Raw genomic sequence first — 23630 nt, 5'->3', positions numbered from 1 at the left:
CAACGTTCCGTATTATAGTCTCTAAGTGCGCGAAAACCAATTAAAAAGCTCAGCGGAAGCCGAAAGGTTGCGTCAGATCAGGTTGTTGCGCAAAATAAAATCTGAGAAGCCACTCACACTACTGCCTCTTGCCACCTCTAAATCCCTCTGTTGCTGATCTGCATCAAAGTTTTGCCTCCTGGGCTGGTATTGACTTAATTCGAATTGATAATCATTATCAAGTAATAAATTATCTGGATCAGTCAGAAACTCAGGGCAGAAAAATGACAGGGAAATGGAAAGTTTCGCGCTATTTCGCAGTAACGCTGTGTGGATTAAGTGTTTCTTTGCTTTCAACCACGACCGGGGCAGAGACGGTGGAAGAAACCGTGGCAGTGCGGGGTGCTGAAAAATCGGAAAAACAGACTGTAAAGGATGATGAGAATGACACGCTTATCGTCACGGCAATGGAGCAGGTGAGGCAGGCTCCTGGTGTTTCAGTGATCACCGCAGAAGATATCAGGAAGCATCCACCAGCAAACGATCTGGCGGAACTAATACGAACTATGCCTGGAGTGAATCTCACCGGAAACTCTAACAGTGGTTCCAGAGGCAATAACCGTCAGATCGATCTGCGGGGAATGGGGCCGGAAAATACGTTGATTCTGGTCGATGGTAAGCCAATATCGAGCCGCTCTGCCGTTCGCTACGGCTGGCGTGGAGAACGGGATACCCGTGGAGACACCAATTGGGTACCCGCTGAGATGATCGAGCGAATTGAAGTATTGCGCGGTCCTGCGGCGGCACTCTACGGGAATGGTGCTGCAGGCGGCGTGATAAATATTATTACCAGACAACCCTCAGATGAACTGCACGGCAGCCTGAATGCTTACATGAACTTCCCCGAGCATAAGTCCGAAGGCGCGACAAAACGAACAGATTTCAGCCTGATGGGCGGGCTGACGGATAATCTGAGTTTTCGTCTGTATGGCAATATCAATAAAACGCAGGCGGATGCAGTGGATATTAATGCAGGGCATCAGCTCAGCCCACTGGCCACCAATATTCCTGCCGGGCGGGAAGGTGTGCGCAACAAAGACATTAACAGCCTGCTGCGTTGGACATTTATGCCCCATCAGACGCTGGAGTTGGAGGCGGGGTTCAGTCGTCAGGGCAATATCTATGCCGGTGATACGGAAAACAATAACAGTAGCATTGATTCTATTTCTAAATATGGTCAGGAAACCAACCGGATGTATCGGCAGAACTATACGCTGACGCATCGGGGATATTGGGAGAGCGGGCTCAATGTTTTATCCTGGCTGCAATATGAAAACACCCATAATACACGTATCTCTGAAGCCCTGGCTGGTGGGCCTGCTGGCCGTCCACAGGGCGATAATTTTACCACCATCAAGCTCGATGCTTTCACCGGGCATAGCGAAATTAATATTCCCTTCAACGTTGGGTTTGATCAGACCGCTACCCTGGGGATGGAGTGGTCTGGTCAGAAAATGACGGATACTTCCTCTACAAAACAAAGCCAGCAGGGCGGAGTGATCCCGGGATATCCCACTGGTCAGCGAAGTGAGAGTATGTCGGCTCAAATTGCCTCTGTTTTCGCCGAGGATAATGTCGAAGTCACCAGCAGTATGATGGTCACCCCCGGGTTACGGTTCAATCATCACAGCCAGGCAGGGAATAACTGGAGTCCCTCACTCAATGTTTCGCAAGAGATGGGTGACGACTTCACCCTGAAGCTGGGGATCGCCCGGGCTTATAAAGCCCCAAACCTTTATCAGTTGAATCCGGATTATCTTCTCTACAGCCGGGGAAATGGCTGCAGCGTGGCGGGAACGAATGGCTGTTATCTGATGGGGAACAAAAATTTAAAAGCGGAAACCAGCATCAATAAAGAGATCGGTGTTGAGTTTCACCGTGATGATTTTCAGGCGGGTGTAACCTGGTTTCGCAATGATTACCGCAATAAAATTGAATCCGGTACGCATGCCGTAGGGTCAACTTCCACGCTTAACTCAAAGATCCTTCAATGGGAAAACGTGGATAAATCACTGGTAGAGGGACTGGAAGGGACACTGAATTTTCCCGTTAGCGATAAAATCAAATGGAACAATAACCTCACCTGGATGCTGAAGTCTGAAAATAAAACGTCCGGAGACTATTTATCCATTACGCCTCAGTTCACGTTGAACTCTTCAGTCAGCTTGCAGGCGACAGAAGACCTTTCATTACAGGCTGAGATGGCCTGGTACGGCCGCCAGAAGCCAAAAAAATATAATTATAAGGGTGAACCCACTTCGGGTGTGGACAGACATGAAGTTTCGCCTTATGCGGTGATAGGGCTGAGCGGAACCTACGACATCAATAAATATGCCAGCATGACCGTTGGGGTGGATAACCTCTTTGATAAAAGACAGTTCAGAGCGGGTAGCGCCCAATCGGTATCGAATACGTCAGGGGGCGTGACCAGCACGGTATATGGCGCAGGCGCTGCGACCTATAACGAGCCAGGCAGAACTTATTATGTCAGCCTGAATACCCATTTCTGAAGAGACAGTTCGGTTTATTTCTCCGCCAATCACCAGGCAACCTTTTGTAATCGATAACGATAAGGAGTCAGTACATGGCGTTAAGTCATAACAGGAAGTTGCCGCTTACCGAAGGGCAAAAAGAAATCTGGATCGCGCAGCAGGTCATTGAATTCAGCCCTCGATATAACACGGCGGAGTGCGTCAGGATCAAAGGGGAAATCTCTACGGACTGCTTTGAAAAAGCTGTGAACCAGGTCATGAAGCAGATTGAAGCGCTTAATTGTCAGTACGAATTACAGAACGGTGAACTGCTGCAAATACTGTCTGACAGGGACGGGATCAATTATGAATTTCTGGACTTCACTGAGGATAAAAACCCTGAACACAGCCTTCAGCGCTGGATAAAACATGACATCAAACAGCCCGTTAATTTGCAAAAAGGAGCGTTATACTGCGTAGCCTTAATTCAGCTGGCTACTCAGGAATATTGCTGGTATCAGCGTACACATCATATCGCGCTGGATGGATACGGTGTGGCCATGGTACTGCGTGAGATTTCCATGACCTATTCCCTGATGATGCAAGGTAAAAATAGCGCGGTGCCTGCGTTTACCGGGCTGGACTATCTGGTTAAAAAAGAGCAGAAGTACAAAGAATCTCCCCAATTTAAGCAGGACGAGCGTTTCTGGCAGGATTATTGTCAACAGCTGGATTCGCCGCCTCGCCTCAGTCCTGTTTGTGGTGAAGTGAGTGATACCGTGAACCGCAACGTAGCGATCCTCCCTGCCGGACAATTTGTCAGAATGAAAGTGCTGGCAGAAGAGGCGGGGGTTTGCTGGGTTGACGTCTGGCTGGCGGTTTTTGCCAGTTATCTGTCATGGAAAACGCAGAAGAGCGGCATTGTGCTGGGACTGCCTTTCATGAATCGTAACGAAGGCGCGTTATTTAAATTACCGGGGATGATGGTCAACATCCTGCCATTAAGTCTGCCCGTTTTGCCTGATGATGACCTTTTATCGCTGGCGCGGAAAGCTCGTCAGGAAATTGATAAAATCAAGCCGCACAGTCAGTTTCGCGGCATGCAGCTGCTGCGTCTGAGAGCTGATGACGAACCGCTTTTTGGGCCGGTAGTAAATGTTCTGCCCTTTTATGACGAGCTGGATCTGCACGGTGTGGCTGGAGTGGTTGAAAATGTTTATGGCGGCCCGGTGGATGACTGCGCGCTTCGTGTCGTTCCTGCCAGCCATGCTGATGACAGCGATTTGCATATTCATATCGATGCCAACCCTGCCGGCTACCAGCCTGAGGAGTTACAGGCCATCAGTGCAGAGCTGACGGACTGGTGCTCGTTTTGCCTGACGTATCCAAAGGCCAGTATGATCAGCCTCGCTCAGCACTCATGGTTTAAGTTAGCTGATTACGTTATACAAAGCAGCGAACCGGGAAATTTTGTCTGGCAGGATGTTATCTCCCGCATCCGACGACAGGCTACTCTCTCGCCGCAAGCTATTGCGCTGGAGTCGGACAACGCCAGCCTGAGCTATTCGCAGCTGGTCAGCAGGTTTGACAGTATTGCTCTTGCGCTCACCGGATATGGTGTTCAGCCGGAAAAAGTCGTGGCAGTCTGCCTGCCCGACAGAACCGAGACGATTATGATCATGTTGGGTATCCTGGCCGCCGGAGCGAGCTGTTTCGTACTGGATACCTCATTTCCAGACGACCGGCTGGCGCAGGCAATGACAGAGTGTAAGGCGTGCTATGTCGTAGTCACCGGATCTGAAGACGAACGCTGCGCACTGGGTGTTGAGCCTCTGTTTGCCCCGGTATTGCTGGGCAGTGGTCCGCAACCGGGCGTTAAACAGCGAGCTATTCAACCAGAGATGACCAGCTTTATCATTTTCACTTCCGGTTCAACGGGCAAGCCGAAAGGGGTGGCTATCCCTCATCAGGCGCTCAGCTGGTTTGTGGAGGCGGCTGGCAAGGCCTACAACATTCAGGCTGAAGACAAAGTCCTGCAGTTTTCAGCCTTAACGTTTGATGCATGCCTGGAAGAGATATTCATTCCTCTTTGTCGGGGAGCCTGCGTTGTCCCGCGGACGGAAGAGATGGGAGGTTCGCTTGATGCTTTTCTCACTTTCATCACTAAACACGCTATTACCATACTGGATCTGCCGACGACCTTCTGGCACACCCTCACACTTTCACTGAGCGAACAACCGGTGGCCTGGCCGTCAGCGGTGAAAACCCTGATTGTTGGCGGTGAAGCCCTTTCTCAGCAGCGCTTATCACAGTGGAAAGCATTGATGGGCGAGCGTGTCCGCTTGATCAATACCTATGGCCCAACGGAAGGGACAATTGTTTTTACCTGGAAAGTACTGGCTGGCGAAGGGTTTGATCCGGAGACATCGGATTTGCGCTCGATTGGATTACCGCTTGCAGGGCTTAGCTGCCTGATCCTTGATGATGCGCAGCGCCCGGTCAGGCAGGGTAGCGCAGGGGAACTCTATCTTGCCGGACCGACACTTTCCAGCGGCTACATTAACAGTGCTGAGATGACACAGGAAAGTTTTGTCAGGCTGGCGTTGGGTGAGGAAACCCTGCGAGCTTATAAAACGGGTGACAGGGTAAGGCAGAACCTCCAGGGGGAAATTGTTTATATCGGGCGCATTGATCGCCAGGTGAAATTCCGCGGCTATCGTGTCGATCTCAATGAAATTCGCGATTGCAGTCAGGCCGTCCCTGGGGTGAAAGAAACCCGCGCGGTCATGTGGCCTGAAGGGAATGGACGCCTGGTGCTTTATGTCCAGTTGGAGGCGGGTTCAGGGACGTCAGTCCGGCATGTCGGGGCGTACTTACAGCAGCGACTCCCGCAATATATGCTGCCAAACCAGATCGTTATTCTGGATGAGTTCCCGCTGACTCCCAGCGGAAAAATCGACGAAAAACGCCTGCCGAAATCAGAAGCCAGTCACGACAGCGCTGTCTGTCAGGCTGAAAGATCGGATTTTGAGAGGCTGGTTGCAGAGGCATGGCAAAAAGAACTTTCACTGCAGAGCGTCGGAGTTCATCAGGACTTCTACGCACTGGGCGGCAGCTCACTGAATTTATTTTCCGTGCATGCACGTCTGGTCAGTCAGGGATTATCCATAGCACCCCGGCTGCTACTTGAAAACCGGACAATACATCAGCTATATCAGGCCTGGCTGCAGGCGGGTACAGACGTTCAGCACGCCTTGCCGGAGCTGGAACTGGTGGTGAAGCTGCAAAACAACCAGCGCAGTCGAAAACTTTGGGCCTTCCATCCCTGGACCGGCCATGTTGACTGTTACAGGTTGCTGGCGGAAAAGGTCAGTCAGTATTTCGACCTGTGGGCGTTTCAGGCTCCCTTTGTAACAGGAGACGCAACGGAATACCGGACCCTTCACGATCTGGCAAAGCTCTATACCCGCGCAATCCGCCACGAACAGGAGGAGGGGCCATATTATCTGACAGGTTATTCGCTGGGCGGCAATATAGCTTATCTGGTCGCCCGGTTACTTAGTGATCGGGGGCTGGAGGTCAGCTATCTGGGGATGCTGGACTGCCGCCCTCCACAGCACATTGCAAAAATGGCGAATCCACTGCACACGATGGTGAGAGAGAGGTTCGGCAGTGAATATCTTGGCAAGATAAGCGCACTGGATGAGGAGGAGCAACTGGAGGCTGTTGCCTCTGAACTTGTGCAGAAAGGCCCCCTGCGGTTGATGACGAAGAAACAGTTACTGCCCGCGTTGCGGTTCAGCTTCAACCGGGGATCCGATCATCAGCCCGAACTCCAGCCGCTTTCCATTTCCGGACAGGTATATCACTACGGTTTTTCTGCTCCGGGTGATGAGTGGCGGGAATTGATCCCTGAAAGACTGCATTGCCATCGATTTGAGGGGGATCACGATCTGCTGATGAATGAACTGAGCCGCTCTGGTGCCATGAAAACTCTGTTAGAGGACTTGTTGCGGTCATCTCCGTCAGCTTAATCCCATTAACTTAAGGACAGCGATAATGAATATGCATACCGGACTTCCTGCTTTCACGGCGGATGAACTGAAAAGGTTCCTCACTGAAAAGCTCGATATGTCAGACGGACCCTTTGGGGATCATGAAAACTTGTTCGACTATGGTCTGAATTCCGTTGACCTGATGGCCCTGGTGGCCCACCTGAATTCGCGGGGAATAAAGGTGGGTTTCATTGATATGGCTAAAGATGCCACCTTTTCCGCCTGGGTCGGGCGACTGGGTCTCTGAAAAAGCGTTCAACGTCTGATGAGGAAACTATGAAGCATCTGCACTCCGTCAGGGAGGAAATGATCACTTCATCTGCATGCGGTGATTATCGCGTGACGATTTGCTGGCCTGATGGCGACCCTCCAAATGATGGCTGGCCGGTTATCTACATCCTGGATGGTGCTCACCATTTTCCAGTTGCAGCGACGTTAATGCGCACGTTGGGCAGACCACGCTGCTGCATGGTACCCGGAGTTATTGTTGCAATTGATTATCCTGAGGAGACCCGAAGGGACCGAGATTATCGGCCTTATGTCGCTGAATTGATTCCGGAACCGGACCCCCGTGGAGGAGTTTATCCTGCCGGAGGAGAAGGATGTGCTGAAGTTTTTCTGGCATTTATCCGGCACGAACTGAAGCCGATGATCCGCAACATGTTACCCATCGACAACAACAGAGAGGCCTTATTCGGGCACTCCTATGGGGGATTGTTTACCCTCAACACGCTGTTCACCCAGGCAGAGAGCTTCCGGCATTATTATGCTTCAAGTCCCTCCGTGTGGTGGAACGGCAGGTACATAGTTAAATCAGCACAACGTTTTATCCAGCAGAGTGCAATCAGATCCGTGCCCCCTGAACGGGTCTTGTTTCTTTCCGTAGGCGAACATGAGCAATCGCTTGAAGAGTGGGAGCTTTCTCTGCCTGCTGATACTCGTCAGTATCTTGTCGAACACCGTTGGCAACGTCGCATGGTCGATGGGGTCAGGGAACTGGCTTCGTTGTTGCAAGTTGGACACGTCAGCGCGCTTCAGGTGAAGCTGTTTATCCACCAGGGGCAGTCGCATCAGTCCGTCCCTCTGTGTTCGTTACAGAAGGCTATGATGCATCATTTTAAGCGCGGTTGAGAACAGAGAACAAAAAAGGTGAACAGGGGGAAGGATGGTGCGTTCTAGAGGACTCGAACCTCCGACCCCCACCATGTCAAGGTGGTGCTCTAACCAACTGAGCTAAGAACGCACTGATTGATGTCATGTTGACAGCGGGGACGAATATTAACGACAGCCTTACCGGCTGGCAAGAGGAAATCCGCTTTTTTCAGTGCGACTGCTGCGCATCTGTGCGAAGCGCAGCAATTTTAGGCACGAAAATGAGAAAATTACCGTAAAATTAGCGTGCTGCACGCGCCATAATCAGTTCTGCCGGTTGCCTTTGCATCCGGCGCATCCGCCACACCATCATTACCGCAGAAGAGGTGAGACCAATAATAAAACCAATCCAGAAACCGGCCGGACCCATCGCCGGTACCACCCACTCCGTCAGCGCCAGGATATAGCCGCTGGGCAGGCCAAGGATCCAGTAGGCGACAAAGGTTATAAAGAATATTGACCGCGTATCCTTGTAGCCACGCAGGATGCCGCTACCGATAACCTGGATGGAATCCGAGAACTGATAGATCGCGGCCAGCAGCATCAGATGAGCTGCTAGCGTGACCACTTCAGGGTTATCGGTATACAACAGCGCAATCTGCTGCCGGAAGGTGATGGTGAACAGGGCTGTCAGCAATGCCATGGTCATACCAACACCCTGCGCGGTCCATGAAGCGACTCGCGCGCCCTCAACCGATCCCTGCCCAAGACGGAACCCGACGCGAATAGTCGTGGCAACGCCAAGTGACAGCGGCAGGACAAACATCAGTGAGCTGAAGTTCAGGGCGATCTGTTGCCCGGCCACTTTCACGATGCCCATTGGGGAAACCAGTAGTGCAACAACTGCAAACAGTGTCACTTCAAAGAACAGCGCCAGTGCTACGGGCAGGCCCAGTTTAAACAGACGCCAGAGCGCGCTGACATCGGGTTTGCTGAAGCTTGCCGTCAGGCGAATATCACGCATAGAGCGGGCGCGGCTGACCCAGTATTTCATGGCGATAAACATCACCCAGTATACCGAAGCAGTCGCCACGCCACAGCCCACACCCCCCAGAGCAGGCATGCCGAAATGGCCATAGATGAAGATGTAGTTGACCGGAATGTTGACCAGCAGGCCGAGAAACCCCATCACCATACCGGGTTTGGTTTTTGACAGGCCTTCACACTGATTACGGGCGACCTGGAAGAACAGATACCCTGGCGCACCCCACAACAGTGCGTGCAGATAACCCACCGCCTTATCAGCAAGGGACGGATCGATATTGTGCATGGCGCGGATCATAAAGCCGGCGTTATACAGCACCACCATTACCAGAATGGCGGCAAAGGCTGCCAGCCAGTAGCCCTGACGAACCTGGTAAGCCACGCGGTCACGGCGTCCTGAACCGTTATACTGCGCGACCACAGGCGTTAGCGACAGCAGCAGGCCATGGCCGAACAGAATGGTCGGCAGCCAGATAGAGGTGCCCACGGCAACCGCCGCCATATCGGTGGCGCTGACCGATCCGGCCATAATGGTATCAACAAATCCCATGGCGGTTTGCGCAACCTGCGCAAGAATAACCGGGATTGCCAGCGCTAAAAGTTGACGCGCTTCTGTCAGGTACTTCTGCACGAATACACCTTATTATTTTCACTGTAGGGGAGAGCACTGCGATGTCAAAAAACGCTGACTTTGCAAATAAACAGCAGGGCAGGCGGCATAGTGTAATGTTCGCAGTGCAATAAGCCAATCTCCGGCGGAAAGAATAGCTCTTTGTGCCATGCAAGATTGTGCGCCGCCATTTGGTTTTATCCCCTGCCCAGGGCAAACTAGGGCAAGGATAATATTAATGAGGCCACAACTATGTTTACCGGTATTGTGCAGGGCACCGCTGAGGTGCTGGCAATTGAAGAGAAACCAAACTTTCGTACGCATATTGTTCGTTTGCCTGCGGAAATGTTACCCGGCCTGGAACTCGGAGCCTCTGTTTCTCACAATGGCTGCTGCCTGACGGTGACGAAAGTGAATGGCGACAAGGTGAGTTTTGACCTGGTTAAAGAGACGCTGCGTATTACTAACCTCGGCGATCTGCAGGTGGGGGATAAAATTAACGTTGAGCGTGCGGCGAAGTTCAGCGATGAAATTGGCGGCCATCTGATGTCGGGCCATATTATGACCACTGCCGAAATCAGTAAAATTCTGACCTCAGAGAATAACCGGGAAATCTGGTTCAAACCGCAGGACGCAGAACAGATGAAATATATCCTTCATAAAGGGTTTATTGGCATCGACGGCATCAGTCTGACCGTGGGCGAAGTCACCAAAACCAGATTCTGCGTGCACCTGATCCCGGAAACCCTGGCGAGAACCACTCTGGGTAATAAATGTCTGGGTCACAAAGTGAATATTGAAATTGATCCGCACACTCAGGCAATTGTGGAAACTGTAGAGCGCGTTCTGGCTCAGCGTGAAGCAGCATTACTGGCAGCGGCGGCGGCAGAAACTGAATCAGATTAAATGATGAAAAAAGGGCCGGTAATGTTGAAATTACCGGCCCTTTTTATTTGCGCCACTGGCGATCAGTGCGGCACGCGCAGTCCACCCTCTTTACCGTGAGTGAAGACTACCTGCCACAGCTGAATATCACGTGCGCGGAAGGCTCCGGCGCAGGCGTTCAGATAGTAGGTGAACATGCGTTTGAAGCGGTCGCCATAATTCTCTGCCAGCTGAGGCCATGCTGCGATAAAGCGTTCATACCAAGCCAACAACGTGGTGTCATAATCCGCGCCAAAGTTATGCCAGTCTTCCATCACAAAATAAGGTTCATGCGCTTCAGCAATATGCTGGACGGAAGGCAGGCAACCGTTGGGGAAGATGTATTTATTGATCCAGGGATCGACATTATCGTTGGTCTTATTGGCCCCGATAGTGTGCAGCAGGAAAATGCCATCCGCCTTAAGGTTGCGGTTAACCACGTCGAAATAAGTGGCGTAATTTTTCGGTCCGACGTGTTCAAACATCCCTACTGAAACTATCCGGTCATATTGTTGATTCAGATCGCGGTAGTCCTGCAGCAAAATTGTGACATCCAGTCCTTCACAACGTTGTTGTGCCAATTTTTGCTGCTCGGCTGAAATAGTCACGCCAAATACGCTGACGCCATAATTGCGCGCGGCGTATTCCGCCAGTCCACCCCAGCCACAGCCTATATCCAGCAGGGACATACCCGGTTCCAACTGAAGTTTTTCGCAGATCATTTTTAATTTAGCATTCTGTGCCTGATCAAGCGTTTCGGCTTCTTTCCAGTAGCCACAGGAGTACTGCATATGCGGATCGAGCATCAGAGTGAAAAGATCGTTACCCAGGTCATAATGCTCTTTACCCACTATCCAGGCACGTTTACGTGACTGAAGATTAGTCAGGCGGGCTGCCGCAACGCGAAGGGTATCTTTGAAATGATGGGGAAGTTGCTGATCCAGTTTAGCCTGCAACACGCGATGAAAAAAAGTATCCAGCCGCTCGCATTCCCACCAGCCATCCATATAACTTTCACCCAGTCCCAGTGAGCCTTCCTGCAGGACGCGCTTAAAAAACTCGGTGTTATTTACCTGGATATCCCACGGTCGGGTGCCGTTGATTTCAATATCTGCATTGCGCAACATTTCCTGGACGATTCGGTACCACTGATTCTCTCCCAGATTCACTTCTTCTATACACGATGAACTCATAGCTTCTCCATCACCCTGTGTGATTGAAACCTGAGAAATAGAATAGTCAATTTCTACAGGATTGTGAGAAAACGCACGGAGTAACCTCGCAAATATCCGGCGCTACAGAGGATTGATTTGAAACTTGCAGAGTGCTTGTGAGGATGACGCAGAAACCTGCCCTGACCACCCTGTCATGACTCGAAAAAATGCTACAAACTTGTTTTTTTTAACTGCCTGAAAATGAGTATATGCTCACGCCAGGCACAATTCAATTGTTTATTGTTAGGTTGCTAACTATATAAAATCAGACCATTAATGGTCACTGTGGGCGGTAGAAAGCGCCATCACCTGTGCCTTTGCCCGCTGTAAAATATAGCCGATGATCGCCAGAAAAACAGTCACCAGCATCACCACTGAGGTGGTCAGTAACGGGGTACTGATAAAGGAGGAGATCACCAGGCTGGCAGCACAGCAAAGCCCCAGCTGGAGCGTATTCTGCAGGGCCGCAGCCTTGCCGCTGGCCTGGGGGAAAGGCAGTAAAGCACTGGCAACCACCACCGGATAAACCGCACCATTTGCTAACGCCATGCCACAAAATGGCAACAGTAAAGCCGTCACCGAAGGCTCTTCCATTTGCGCGGCGATGAAAAATGCCACAATGCTCAGGGTATAAATAACCAGCAGCCAGGGAAGCAGTAAAGTGCCTTCAGAGCGCTTGAGTAACGTGCGACAGCCATAGCCCCCAATCAGGAAAGCCAGCGTCTGAGGGACATAGCTCAGACCGATATCGGCTGGTGACATGCCCAGTGCCCCCAGAATAAACGGCGAGCCGGTCAGCCAGGCAAAGAAGCTGGCAGAGCAGGCGGCGTAGATCAGTACGTTACCGCTGTACAACGGTGATTTCAGCAGGGTGGAGAAGCTGGTTTTCTCGCTTTTCTCTGATTTGGCCTGCCTGCCAGGCGTGGCCAGAAACAGAGTGCAAATCAGCAGGCAGACCGCAACCAGTAACAGAGCGATAAAGATCGCCCGCCAGGTAAAGTGATTCAGCAGCCAGGCACCGAGCAGAGGAGCCAGGGCAGGAGAAAGGGCGACCAGCGGCATGATAGTGGCAAATACGCGGTTAGCCTGGGCGGCAGGATAACGATCAATAACCAGTGCCTGCCAGGTCACCGCAGCGGCGCAGATCCCTACAGCCTGAAGGAAGCGCAGCGTCAGCAGGGTCACGGTAGAGTCAACCCACCACATTGCGCCACAGCTGACGGAGAACAGACCCAGCCCCATCAGCAGAACGGGTTTACGACCAATCCGGTCAGAGAGTGGTCCCCACATCAACTGGGCGCTGGCAAATCCGGCCAGGAACAGACTCAGACTGGCACTGATTGCTCCAGCTTCAGTCAGCAAATCTTGCTGCATAACACCAAAAGCTGGCAGGTACATATCAGTGGCGAGAAAACCTGCAACGCTGAGCAGCGCGAGGTAAATAATAAATCCTTTAGATGGCATTCTGTTGCTCTTTATCAGGTGAATGAAACGCTGCGCAGTGTAATTGAGTGGCAAAGCGCTTGTGAAACGGTAATATTTGCAGGTTGCGTTCAAAAAAATTGCAGGCAAATTATGTGGTCAGAACATTCCCTTGAAGTGGTCGATGCCGTGGCGCGCACCGGGAGTTTCACGGCGGCGGCGGCAGAGCTGCACCGCGTGCCTTCTGCTATCAGCTATACCATCCGTCAACTGGAAGAGTGGCTGGCTGTTCCTCTGTTTGAGCGGCGTCACCGCGATGTGGTGCTGACGGATGCCGGACGGCTTTTTAGTCAGGAAGGGCGTAGTGTTATCAAAAAAATGCTTTCCACCCGGCGTCAGTGTCAGCAGGTCGCTAATGGCTGGCGGGGGCAGATCAATATCGCTGTCGACCGCATTGTTAAACCGGCGAGGAGCCGCCAGCTGGTGGTGGATTTTTACCGCCATTTTCCTGATATGGAGCTGCATCTGACGTCGGAAGTGTTTAACGGCGTCTGGGACGCACTGGCCGACGGGCGGGTGGATGTGGCAATCGGCGCAACCCAGGCTATCCCGGTGGGGGGGCGCTTCGCCTTCCGCGATATGGGGATGCTGAACTGGCGCTGTGTGGTGAAGGCCGATCATCCACTTGCTCAGCTGGAGGGGGAGGTCAGCGATGAGGAGATTGGCGATTGGCCCTCACTGGTGCTGGAAGATACCTCCCGTGCTTTACCCAAACGGACTACGTGGACGCTGGATAATCAGCGCAGGCTGGTGGTGCCGGACTGGGAAAGTGCGTTTGACTGTCTGCTGGCCGGGCTGTGTGTTGGAATGGTACCGGGGCATTTTGCCCGGCCATTTTTGCAGAACGGGGAACTGGTTGAGCTGGCGCTTGAGTCAGTATTTCCGGACAGCCCATGCTGCGTCAGCTGGGCGGAGCAGCAGGCTTCACCAGCACTGAGCTGGCTGCTGGAGTATCTGGGGGAAACCGGCACGATGAACAGTGAGTGGCTGCGGGAAGAAACCTGAGGGGCGAATAAATTCTCCCCTCAACTGAGATCTGCACGATTGTAAGGGTGGGATTCATTCCGCCCTTAACGTCTAGCGGCGGTAATCGACAAACGGACCGTCTGCCACCGAGCGGCGTTCGATCAGGTTGGGATGCACTTCAATGGTTTGTGGCTCTTCGCGCTTGCTGGTAATGCGGTCGAGCAGCATTGCAAAGGCAGTTTCGCCCAGCTGTTGTTTAGGCTGGTGAACCGTGGTCAGCGCCGGGGTGAAATAGCGGGCATTGCGCACGTTATCATAACCGATCACCGAAATATCCTGCGGTACGCGCAGGCCCATCTCATCCGCCGCGCAGATGGCGCCCATGGCCATCACATCGCCGCCGCAGAAGACCGCCGTGGGGCGCTGCTTCTGAGACAGAATCTGCTGCATGGCACGGTAGCCAGACTCTGGTTCGAAATCTCCCTGTACCAGCCACTCATCTCGAACTGAAATTCCCGCTTCGGAAAGTGCTTTCAGAAAACCGGCATGGCGGCCACCGCCAGTATTACGTTCCATTTGTCCCGGGATCACCCCGATATCACGGTGACCGCGGTCAATCAGATAGCGGCCCGCCATATAGCCTCCTTCAAAGGCATTATCCAGCACGGTATCGGTGAAATCGCCGCGTGATTCGCCCCAGTCCATTACCACCATTGGGATATTGCGATTGTTTTCCAGCATAGTGATCAGCGGCTCCGGATATTCCGAGCACATCACCAGCAGACCATCGACGCGCTTTTGCGCCATCATCGACAGATATGCCTGCTGCTTTTGCAGATCGTTATGGGCATTGCCCAGGATCAGGGTATAACCCTGATCAAAGCAGCAGTTCTCCACTGCTTCGATGATCTCGGCAAAATAGGGCGCTTCGCTGGAAGTGGCCAGCAGACCAATGGTTTTGGTATGGTTAACCTTCAGGCTGCGGGCGACAGCGCTGGGAGAATAATGCAATTCTTTGATTGCGGCCCATACGGCTTCCTGCGTCTCTTCAGCGACAAAGCGGGTTTTATTGATGACGTGGGAGACAGTGGTGGTGGACACCCCTGCACGTTTGGCCACATCTTTTATTGTTGCCATTAACTAGCTACTCCTGCACTTATCGTAACGTACTGATAAGCATATTGTTAAACGTTTGCCTGGATACGCAAAAACCGGACGTCTGGGGGCACTTTTTGCGGTGGATTCCGGAGACGTCAGGAAGGAAAAAAGGGTATTTCAACCCGTCATTGCGCACGCGGCACGCAGTCTGCCGGGGGTTGCGCAACGAAAAAAAGAATTCTAACAAGCCTGAGCACAGAAAACGAGATTTTTACCGACAAGTATGGGAAAATCGATGACGTTATAAACTGTAAGGGTATTAAGGAGTCGTGATGGATACCGATCTGAAGTTTTCAATACTGACAACCGTTTGCGCTTTGCTGATGATTGTCGCTTTCAGTTTTACCGCAGTAATGCACTAAGCCTTACGGGCCGCTCATCAGAACGGCCCCGTCTCTTCTGCCGACCTGTTAGCGAATCGTTTTCGGCGTCATCATCCTGCGGGCACCAATATAGTGGCGCTGCCAGTAATCATCGCTCAGAGCACTAACCTGAATATCCTTGCCGGTGCGCGGTGACTGAATGAATTTACCATTGCCCAGATACACGCCAACGTGGTCAGCTGTGCCGCGACCATTGATGCGGAAAAACACCAGATCGCCTTTTTCCAGCTCGCCACGTTTGATATTAGCCGCATCGCGCAGGTGATACATTTCATTGGCAGTGCGGGGGATTTTAAACTTCACCAGGTCTTTATAGGCATACCAGACCAGGCCGCTGCAGTCGAAACCGGTTTCTGGTGAGGTGCCACCCCACTGGTACGGCTTACCCAACTGCCCCATCAGTTTGTTCATCGCCGTTTCACGAGCTTTCTGATAGCGGGCACGGTGTGCCTTGCTGAGCTTCAGCGGGGCTGCTGCACCGTAGGTCAGATCTTCAGTCTCTTCGACCGGATTGCCGCGATGGCGACCGTAGCGTCTTTTGTACACCAGCTTTTCACGTTCTGCCGGGGCCGTTTTAAGAGAGTCTCGTTTTTTGAGTTTAAATTTCTGAACAGAGGTTAAGCGGGACTTTTTCGGGCTGGACTCTTTAACTTTCTTGCCGGAAATGACTTTAACGGGCGTTTTCTTGGTAGAGCTGGCTTTAACCGGACGTCGCTTGCGACGCTGGTCTTCACTGGCTGTCGTAGGGTTGTCGACTTTGTGGTGGTTTGCATTAATAGGGGCATGTGGCGATGCGTGCGCCATATTCAGGAACAGCTGGGCTGTGGTCAGCATGATGAGCGTGATAAGTAAACGCATCGTTACCATTAACAGTTTGTGCTCCCGCCGGGGCCAGAGCGTGATTAATTTAAGGAGATCTGCTAAAAGGCAGACAGTTCAGACGATTCTAATCGAACTTTCCGATAAAAGGTTAGGCCTTTTTTGTTTCAATGATCCAGAACAAGTAAAACCTGTAAAAATAAGCCTAATCAGCTGGTTATCTGCACAATTTTGGAATCCATTTGACAAGTCGGGGCAGCGCAAAGCACAGGAAAATGTTATTTTGGTCTTACGCACTCCGCTGTGGCACCAGAACCGGGCAGTTACTCTGCTGAAAATGTCATTTTCATCGGCGGTTCAGAGTCGCTACAATAAATAGACACGAAGTATCCGATTAAGGAAGCCATTTATGAGTACTGTTGAGAAAATTGAGCGCCAGATAGCAGAAAATCCGATTCTGCTGTACATGAAAGGCTCACCAAAACTGCCAAGCTGCGGCTTCTCCGCACAGGCTGTTCAGGCACTCTCTGCCTGTGGCGAACGCTTCGCTTATGTTGATATTCTGCAGAATCCGGAAATTCGTGCCGAACTGCCGAAATACGCAAACTGGCCGACTTTCCCTCAGCTGTGGGTGGATGGCGATCTGGTTGGCGGCTGCGACATCATTATCGAAATGTATCAGCGCGGCGAATTGCAGCAGCTGATTAAAGAGACCGCGCAGAAGTATCCTTCAGACGCTGCCGAATAAGCCGCGTTATCGTTCTGAAAGGGCAGAAGTCTGATGATTTCTGCCCTTTTTTGTTGCCTGATTTATGGCAGTGACTTCCGCTGATCCGCCTGTAAGAAGGCATCCAACAGGAAGACAAAATCCCCGTCACGCTGCTGATCCTCCGCCATCTGACGGCAAAAGGTGGCCAGCGCCTGATACAGAGCCTCACCGGAAAGCTCACCTGCATTCAGGCTGGCTATCTCTTCCATTTCCGGTGCCCACCGCCAGGCTTTACTGTACATATCAGGAATGCTTTTTCTCAGGCGCGCCAGCAAAGCAGGCTGGCTTTCTTCCATCTGCTGCAGCAGTGCGTCAGCTGCACCCACCCGGCTGGCGTTGATCAGCATCAGAGTGCACATCAGGGTGATCCCTTTATTTATCCCGGCATAGGACATCTTCAGAGCCGAAGCCGCGCCTGTTTCCGCCTGCATAATGCTGACCTGCAGACCAAAATTCTCCAGCTCCTTTAGCTGGCTTGCCTGCTCACCGGCAAACCACAAACGCGGAACGCTGCCCTGCGGTGTGGCAGGTGGCAGGCCAATAATCGCGCCGTCGACAAATCCGGCACCGGTGGCGGTAATCACCGTTTTCACCTGATCAACGTTCTGTTCACTGATGGTATTACAATCCACATACAGCGGCTTGTGGGCTGCCGCGCTGAGAGCCGGGGCCAACTGCTCAGCCAGCGATATGGCAAAGGCGGGTGGCACCACAGACAGCAGCACTTCTGCCTGCATCAGCTCCTCAGCGCTGACCGGCATCATCCCGGCTTTTTTTGCCCGCTCAGCCGAAGCAAATGAACGCCCATCCAGCAAAGTCAGTACCTCCAGGTGATGATGATTCAGCACCCTGGCAAGGGCTGAGCCCATTGCGCCAGGCGCAACGATAGCAATGGTTTTCATTGGGTTTCACCAGGTTAACTGAAGCTGAGTATGGCTGAAGGGAATTAAAGTGGGGCGGGAAAGCGTAACAAGGGTTAACAGGTTACGCTGTCACTTATTATCACGGGCACCGGACAACAGAGATCAGTTGCCACCAGCAATGTCAGGCAGCGGCCAGCCGCCGAGACGTTTCCAGCGATTCACCAGCTCGCAAAACAGGTCTGCGGTCTGCACCGTATCGTAGAGCGCTGAATGCGCCTGCGTATTGTCAAAAGGCATCCCGGCGGCCGTACAGGCTTTGGCCAGTACCGTCTGACCAAGCACCAGCCCGCTGAGGGCTGCGGTATCAAAGGTGACAAAGGGGTGGAACGGGTTACGCTTGAGGCCAGCCCTTTCCGCTGCGGCATTCATAAAATTGAGATCGAAAGTGGCGTTGTGCGCAACCATAATGGCGCGGTTACAGCCCTGGTCCTTGATGCCTTTGCGCACCAGCTTAAAAATGGCATGCAGCGCTTCATATTCACTGACTGCACCGCGCAGAGGGTTGTGCGGATCGATACCGTTAAACGCCAGCGCTTCAGGTTGCAGCACGGACCCTTCGAACGGCTCAACGTGGAAATGGAGCGTTTCGTCTTTCTCCAGCCAGCCCTGCGGATCCATTTTCAGCGTGACGGCGGCCACTTCCAGTAATGCATTGGTCTTCGCGTCAAACCCGGCGGTTTCCACATCAATTACAACCGGATAAAAACCGCGAAAACGGCTGCTGAGGGCGTTCAGTTCGTTCGATTCAGACATCAGGATCTCATAGGCGAAAAAATGCAGCGCGTATTATGGCAAATTTCACCACGGGATGCAGCAGGGGAAAGGAGGAATGAAGGGTGCCTGTGGCACCCTGAACATTATGCACCCAGGCCGTGGCCCGCATGTTTTTTCTCGATGAGCTCGATTTTATAACCGTCAGGATCTTCAACGAAGGCAATGATAGTGGTGCCGCCTTTAACCGGACCCGCTTCGCGAGTCACGTTGCCGCCATCTTTTCGGATACGGTCACAGGTGGCAGCCACGTCATCCACGCCCAGCGCGATATGACCATAGGCATCGCCGAGGTTGTATTTGTCCACGCCCCAGTTCCAGGTCAGCTCGATCACCGCACCTTCGCTCTCTTCGGTATAACCCACGAAAGCCAGAGTGTATTTGTATTCGGTGTTCTCGCTGGTACGCAGCAGGCGCATCCCCAGAACTTTAGTATAAAAATCAACGGAGCGTTGCAGATCGCCAACGCGCAGCATGGTGTGGAGTAAGCGCATAACATCCTCTTTGTGAAAGCGTCACCGGCTGGTGACGCAAAAAAAAACAGTATAGATTAACCCGCGAGAGTCGGGTAATCAGTATAGCCTTCAGCGCCGCCGCCGTAGAACAATTCAGGACGCTGCTCGTTCAGCGGAGCGTTCTGCTGCAAACGCTCCACCAGGTCCGGGTTAGCAATATACACACGGCCAAAGGCAGCGGCATCAATCAGCCCTTGTTCAATCAGATCTTCGGCTTTTTCAGCAGTATAAGCGCCTGCACCGACGATCACGCCAGGGTACACGGCGCGGATTGCTTTGCGGAACTCCAGGCTGTAAGGCTTGCCACCAGCCCAGTCCGGCTCCGAGATATGCAGGAAGGCCAGATTACGTTTCGCCAGCTCAGCGATGTAATAGAGCGCGGCGGCTTCCTGATCTTCGCCATTATCCAGGCCATTGAACGGCCCCAGAGGAGAGATACGGATGCCGATACGGTCGGCGCTCCAGCCGTTAATGGCGGCATCGACAACTTCCAGTGCAAAGCGGGTACGGTTTTCCACGCTGCCGCCATAGGCGTCAGTACGCTGGTTGGAAGCAGGAGACAGGAACTGATGGATCAGGTAACCGTGGGCAGAGTGCAACTCCACCAGGTCAAAATCGGCTTCACGGGCATTGATCACTGCCTGGCGGAAATCGTTTACCACAGAACCAATTTCACTCAGCTCAAGCTCGCGAGGCGTGGAGGTGGCTTCGCGCACAGGGTTGCCATTGGCATCACGCAGCGAGGTGCGGGTTTCTGCGTTAATAGCAGAAGAGGAGACCGGTGCTTTACCATCCGGCTGTACGCTGGTGTGCGAGATACGGCCGGTATGCCACAGCTGAACCGCACTGTGACCGTTAGCTTCATGGATACCCGCATTGATCGCTTTCCAGGCGGCAATCTGCTCAGGGGAGTGCAGACCCGGCGCCCCGGCATAGCCTTTGGCCTGGAAAGAGATCTGGGTGGCTTCGGTGATAATCAGACCGGCGCTGGCACGCTGGCGGTAGTATTCGCCCATCAACGGAGTGGGGATGTCTCCCGGCTCAATGCTGCGCAGACGTGTCAGCGGGGCCATAAATACGCGGTTCGGTACGGTGATTGCCCCGGTTTTTAATGGGGTAAACAGCTTTTTCAATTCCATGCTTCACTCCTGGTAGACCGGTCGACTAGTAACGGTGATTTTTTTAAAGTGGCTCAGGCAGCATCCGCGTCATCTCCTGCCAGGCATTCACCAGCGGCGTGCTGTCACGGGAGATTTTGCTTTGCAGGCTGGCGCCCAGCCACAACATATAGAGATTCTGCGCGCAGGCTTCGGGAGTATTGACCAGCCGTAAGCTCCCCTGTTGCTCAGCACGTTCCAGCGCTGCGGTCAGCGTGGAGATCAGCGCTTTTGACCCTGCGTCGAGCGCGATACGCATTGGTTCCGACAGGTCGCAAACTTCCGCAGAAAGTTTTACCGACAGGCAGCCAGCAAAAGCATGTTCCTGGCAGAAAGTGTTCAGTGACTGCTGATAATAATCAAGGATGCGTTGACGCTGATTACCCTGGCTCTCTTCCAGATACTCGCGAAGTCGCTGATGGTAAAGGGCAAAATAACGTTCAAGCATCGCTACCCCAAACGCCTCTTTCGACGAGAAGTAGTGATAAAACGACCCTTTCGGCACCTCAGCCACTTTCAGCAGCTCGATCAATCCCATACCGTTGAAGCCGCGCTGCACGCACAGCTGCTCACCAGTCATCAGGATATGTTCTCGGGTGTCGTATCGGGTCGTTTTCATGGCAGTTACCATAACAGACCGATCGGTCTGATACAAATCGCCGGGATTAAACCTGGCACAATTTGATTAAATCCAGTGACGGCTGATACTCCTTCGTCTGTACGTTCATCATGCCCAGCAGGGTATGGAAAACATTGTCCTGCGAAACCGCGGAAGTTTTCGCCGACTGCTGCAAACATTGCTGATTAATGCCGTAAGTGCTGGCGTAATCCGGTGACATCCATAGCAGCAACGGAATGTGCGTCTGCTGGGTCGGGGCGAAAACGTAAGGTGTGCCGTGCAGATACATGCCGTGCTCGCCCAGCGATTCACCGTGATCGGACAGATAAACCAGCGCCACGTTAAATTTGTCGCTGTAAGATTTCAGCAGGCTGATGGTGTTATCGACCATTGAATCGGTGTACAGGATCGAGTTGTCATAGGTGTTCACCAGCGCCTGATGGTCGCAGTCCTGAATCTGGTTGCTGTCGCAGGTAGGCGTAAACTTACGCATCTCTGCGGGATAGCGCAGGTAATAAGCGGGGCCATGGCTGCCCATCTGGTGCAGCACAATCACCGTGTCATCCTTCACGCTGGCGATGTAATTATTCAGGCGGTGCAGCAACACATCGTCCAGGCAGTAATTGCTCCTGCACAGCTCGCTGACCTTCCATTTGGTCATATCGGTGTGCGGTACGCGGTCGCATGCACCTTTACAGCCACCGTCGTTTTCACGCCACAGCACGTTCACGCCGGCATGGGCCATCACGTCCAGCACGCCTTCCTGGTGGTGTGCCAGGCTGGCATCGTAATGCTCACGCGGCATGTTGGAGAACATGCAGGGCACCGAAATAGCCGTTTCCGTGCCACAGGAGCTGGCGTCAGGATAATAGATGACGTTGTCCTGCTTCAGCTTCGGATTGGTTTCCCGAGCGTAGCCACCCAGCAAAAAGTCTTTTGCCCGACCGGTTTCACCCAGTACGAAAATCACCAGCGTTTTTTTCTTTTCAGCTTTGATCCGCGGGCCTTTTTTCGCATCCATGCCAATTTGCACCAGCGTCTGGTCACCGGCAAACCAGCGGTTATCCGCATAGTGACACACGCTACTGACCACGTTGGTCGGAGTGATCATCTTCACCAGGCCTTTGTTATTGCGCACCAGCGAGGCGTAATCTTTATAAAACAGCGCTGCAACCAGTAACACCAACAGCACTGAAGCCAGCGCGGTCACTGCGCGAAAGGCAATATTCATCCACCATGGCCGGTTGGTGCCGATACGGATCAGAGCGATAAAGACCGCCGGGATCACACCAATCACGGTCATCCACACCAGATAGCGCAGGCTGAACAGGGCGGTGGCTTCCTGCGCATCAGTCTCGAACACGTTCTGAATCATATTGGTGTCGATGACCGTGCCGAAACTGTAGATAAAGTCGTTAGCGGCAGCGCTGGCAAGCACCAGAATGATAAGCAGGGGTTTACGAAGCCAGGGAACGGCGGCCACGCTGAAGATAAAGAGGAAGGCGCTGAACAGCACCACGGGCAGCGTGGCGGCAAAAATATAGTCCCGCGCTGAAGTGTAGGGAATGGTCTCCCAGGCACGGCTGGAGAAAGACAGCATTAAGAATAAAAGTGAAGAACAGCGCAGCAAAGAGATTAAAAGTGTTTTCGTTACAACGTAACTTATTCAACAGGTTCATGGCTTTCCAGAGACAAATAATTCTGCCTGGAGAATAGCTTTGTAACCTTAGTGAAACCTTAACCGGGGTTCAACAATGAGAAGTTACTAACACTTATGTTACAATCTTTGCATGAATAGCTTACAGTTTGTTCATTATGAGTGTCAGCTGAAGAAGAGCAAATAATCCCGGCGGCAACTTGCGCAGAAAGAATAACCGATCTTCAATAAAGAGCTGTGAAAGGATCAGGAGTAACGGTGGCTGAGCAACTTGAATTTTTCCCGGTTCCAAGTCCCTGTCGGGGGATTTGCCAGTCTGATGACCGCGGCTATTGCCGGGGCTGTATGCGGAGTCGCGATGAGCGTTTTAACTGGATGAAATTCAGTGACGCGCAGAAGCGGGACGTGCTGCGGCTGTGTCACCAGCGTTTTCTGCGCCTCCAGCGCGCCGGGAAAAAAGACCTTCCCGACGAGCCGGATCAGCCTTCGCTGTTTTAACTAGTTGACCACGCGGATATGGTCGACATCGATTTCGGTGTGACCGTCATCTCTGTCCGTGTCGCCTACCACGCGGACGGTCTTGCCAATAGCGACGTTTTCGTCATCCCAGTCATCATCGTCAACATCAATCCTGATGCGACCGGTACTGTCCTGTAGCCAGTATTTATCATCATCACCCGCATGGCCGGTGATTTTTCCCGTCAGCGAAACGTGGCTGTCATCACGCATCGATTGAGCCTGTTTAACCGTAACTGATTTAGCTCGTTCATTGGCGGACGCCGTGAAAGAGCAGGCCACCAGGCAGGCAGTAATAACCAGTTTCTTCATTGTGTATCCTTACAAATCAAAGTCCATTGATGCGCAGGTCTGAAACTATAAATCAGATCCGGAGCATTATGTAGTCTCATGTTTGTAAGAAATACGCAATCCGGATTTTTGCTCATAACAGCCATGCTCCCGCT

The 23630-nt window shown here is 52.5% G+C and carries 20 protein-coding genes, 1 tRNA gene and 1 pseudogene; 9 read left to right on the top strand and 13 right to left on the bottom strand.

Annotated elements, in window-relative coordinates:
* The first annotated feature begins 263 nt into the window (after positions 1-263).
* From AC3Y5R_RS12805 to AC3Y5R_RS12790, 4 genes are all read left to right on the top strand, one after another.
* The gene (locus tag AC3Y5R_RS12805; protein WP_489921654.1) at positions 264-2549 is read left to right on the top strand and encodes a TonB-dependent siderophore receptor; all 2286 of its coding nucleotides are present in this window, start codon (positions 264-266) and stop codon (positions 2547-2549) included.
* A gap of 74 nt (positions 2550-2623) precedes the next feature.
* Positions 2624-6544 carry an amino acid adenylation domain-containing protein gene (locus AC3Y5R_RS12800; RefSeq protein WP_489921653.1) on the top strand — a complete coding sequence of 1307 codons (3921 nt, stop codon included), beginning with the start codon at positions 2624-2626 and terminating at the stop codon, positions 6542-6544.
* 25 nt (positions 6545-6569) lie between these two features.
* Positions 6570-6812: a phosphopantetheine-binding protein gene (locus tag AC3Y5R_RS12795; RefSeq protein WP_489921652.1), complete on the top strand. Its 243-nt coding sequence runs from the start codon at positions 6570-6572 to the stop codon at positions 6810-6812.
* 29 nt (positions 6813-6841) lie between these two features.
* On the top strand, positions 6842-7696 hold the full coding sequence (locus AC3Y5R_RS12790) for an alpha/beta hydrolase (protein ID WP_489921651.1): 855 nt from the start codon (positions 6842-6844) through the stop codon (positions 7694-7696).
* Between the two features lie 35 nt (positions 7697-7731).
* Here the strand turns inward: AC3Y5R_RS12790 and AC3Y5R_RS12785 are convergent.
* Positions 7732-7808: transfer RNA gene (locus AC3Y5R_RS12785), tRNA-Val, on the bottom strand.
* 150 nt (positions 7809-7958) lie between these two features.
* Entirely contained in the window at positions 7959-9332 is a 1374-nt protein-coding gene (locus tag AC3Y5R_RS12780; RefSeq protein ID WP_489921650.1) for an MATE family efflux transporter, read from the bottom strand.
* A gap of 231 nt (positions 9333-9563) precedes the next feature.
* Between AC3Y5R_RS12780 and AC3Y5R_RS12775 the strand changes: the two genes are divergently transcribed.
* On the top strand, positions 9564-10217 hold the full coding sequence (locus AC3Y5R_RS12775; protein ID WP_489921649.1) for a riboflavin synthase subunit alpha: 654 nt from the start codon (positions 9564-9566) through the stop codon (positions 10215-10217).
* A 62-nt stretch (positions 10218-10279) separates the two neighbouring features.
* Here AC3Y5R_RS12775 and cfa read toward each other — a convergent pair whose 3' ends face one another.
* A complete protein-coding gene (gene cfa, locus AC3Y5R_RS12770) occupies positions 10280-11428 on the bottom strand; it encodes a cyclopropane fatty acyl phospholipid synthase (protein WP_158782938.1) in 1149 nt (382 codons plus the stop codon).
* Positions 11429-11722: 294 nt separating this feature from the next.
* A complete protein-coding gene (punC, locus tag AC3Y5R_RS12765; RefSeq protein WP_489921648.1) occupies positions 11723-12913 on the bottom strand; it encodes a purine nucleoside transporter PunC in 1191 nt (396 codons plus the stop codon).
* A gap of 111 nt (positions 12914-13024) precedes the next feature.
* On the opposite strand from punC, the gene punR reads away from it, so the two are divergent.
* A complete protein-coding gene (punR, locus tag AC3Y5R_RS12760; protein WP_489921647.1) occupies positions 13025-13936 on the top strand; it encodes a DNA-binding transcriptional activator PunR in 912 nt (303 codons plus the stop codon).
* Positions 13937-14008: 72 nt separating this feature from the next.
* Here the strand turns inward: punR and purR are convergent, their stop codons facing one another.
* A complete protein-coding gene (gene purR, locus AC3Y5R_RS12755) occupies positions 14009-15034 on the bottom strand; it encodes an HTH-type transcriptional repressor PurR (protein WP_489921646.1) in 1026 nt (341 codons plus the stop codon).
* Between the two features lie 293 nt (positions 15035-15327).
* Here purR and cydH point away from each other — a divergent pair, with 293 nt between their 5' ends.
* Positions 15328-15417 (top strand): cytochrome bd-I oxidase subunit CydH, encoded by a 90-nt coding sequence (gene cydH, locus AC3Y5R_RS12750; RefSeq protein ID WP_158782942.1) that lies wholly within the window; start codon positions 15328-15330, stop codon positions 15415-15417.
* A 48-nt stretch (positions 15418-15465) separates the two neighbouring features.
* Here cydH and AC3Y5R_RS12745 read toward each other — a convergent pair whose 3' ends face one another.
* A complete protein-coding gene (locus tag AC3Y5R_RS12745) occupies positions 15466-16296 on the bottom strand; it encodes a C40 family peptidase (RefSeq protein WP_489921645.1) in 831 nt (276 codons plus the stop codon).
* 370 nt (positions 16297-16666) lie between these two features.
* Here AC3Y5R_RS12745 and AC3Y5R_RS12740 point away from each other — a divergent pair, with 370 nt between their 5' ends.
* Entirely contained in the window at positions 16667-17005 is a 339-nt protein-coding gene (locus tag AC3Y5R_RS12740; RefSeq protein ID WP_489921644.1) for a Grx4 family monothiol glutaredoxin, read from the top strand.
* A gap of 62 nt (positions 17006-17067) precedes the next feature.
* On the opposite strand, the gene AC3Y5R_RS12735 is transcribed toward AC3Y5R_RS12740, so the two are convergent.
* From AC3Y5R_RS12735 to eptA, 6 genes and pseudogenes are all read right to left on the bottom strand, one after another.
* On the bottom strand, positions 17068-17928 hold the full coding sequence (locus AC3Y5R_RS12735) for an NAD(P)-dependent oxidoreductase (protein ID WP_489921643.1): 861 nt from the start codon (positions 17926-17928) through the stop codon (positions 17068-17070).
* A gap of 123 nt (positions 17929-18051) precedes the next feature.
* Positions 18052-18702 (bottom strand): ribonuclease T, encoded by a 651-nt coding sequence (rnt, locus tag AC3Y5R_RS12730; protein WP_489921642.1) that lies wholly within the window; start codon positions 18700-18702, stop codon positions 18052-18054.
* Positions 18703-18806: 104 nt separating this feature from the next.
* Positions 18807-19214: a lactoylglutathione lyase gene (gene gloA / locus AC3Y5R_RS12725; protein WP_489921641.1), complete on the bottom strand. Its 408-nt coding sequence runs from the start codon at positions 19212-19214 to the stop codon at positions 18807-18809.
* Between the two features lie 56 nt (positions 19215-19270).
* Positions 19271-20374, bottom strand: a complete 1104-nt coding sequence (locus AC3Y5R_RS12720) for an alkene reductase (RefSeq protein WP_489921640.1) — start codon at positions 20372-20374, stop codon at positions 19271-19273.
* A 43-nt stretch (positions 20375-20417) separates the two neighbouring features.
* A complete protein-coding gene (locus tag AC3Y5R_RS12715; protein WP_489921639.1) occupies positions 20418-21011 on the bottom strand; it encodes a TetR/AcrR family transcriptional regulator in 594 nt (197 codons plus the stop codon).
* A 46-nt stretch (positions 21012-21057) separates the two neighbouring features.
* Positions 21058-22690, bottom strand: a pseudogene (gene eptA / locus AC3Y5R_RS12710) (phosphoethanolamine transferase EptA).
* Between the two features lie 236 nt (positions 22691-22926).
* Between eptA and AC3Y5R_RS12705 the strand changes: the two are divergent.
* Positions 22927-23166, top strand: coding sequence for a DUF1289 domain-containing protein (locus AC3Y5R_RS12705; RefSeq protein WP_489921638.1), 240 nt, complete (start codon positions 22927-22929; stop codon positions 23164-23166).
* Here the strand turns inward: AC3Y5R_RS12705 and AC3Y5R_RS12700 are convergent, their stop codons facing one another.
* Positions 23167-23496 (bottom strand): NirD/YgiW/YdeI family stress tolerance protein, encoded by a 330-nt coding sequence (locus tag AC3Y5R_RS12700; protein WP_489921637.1) that lies wholly within the window; start codon positions 23494-23496, stop codon positions 23167-23169.
* Between the last annotated feature and the right edge of the window lie 134 nt (positions 23497-23630).

The organism is Erwinia sp. 009765445 (assembly GCF_058137865.1).
This window is presented reverse-complemented; position numbering and strand designations above follow the sequence as displayed.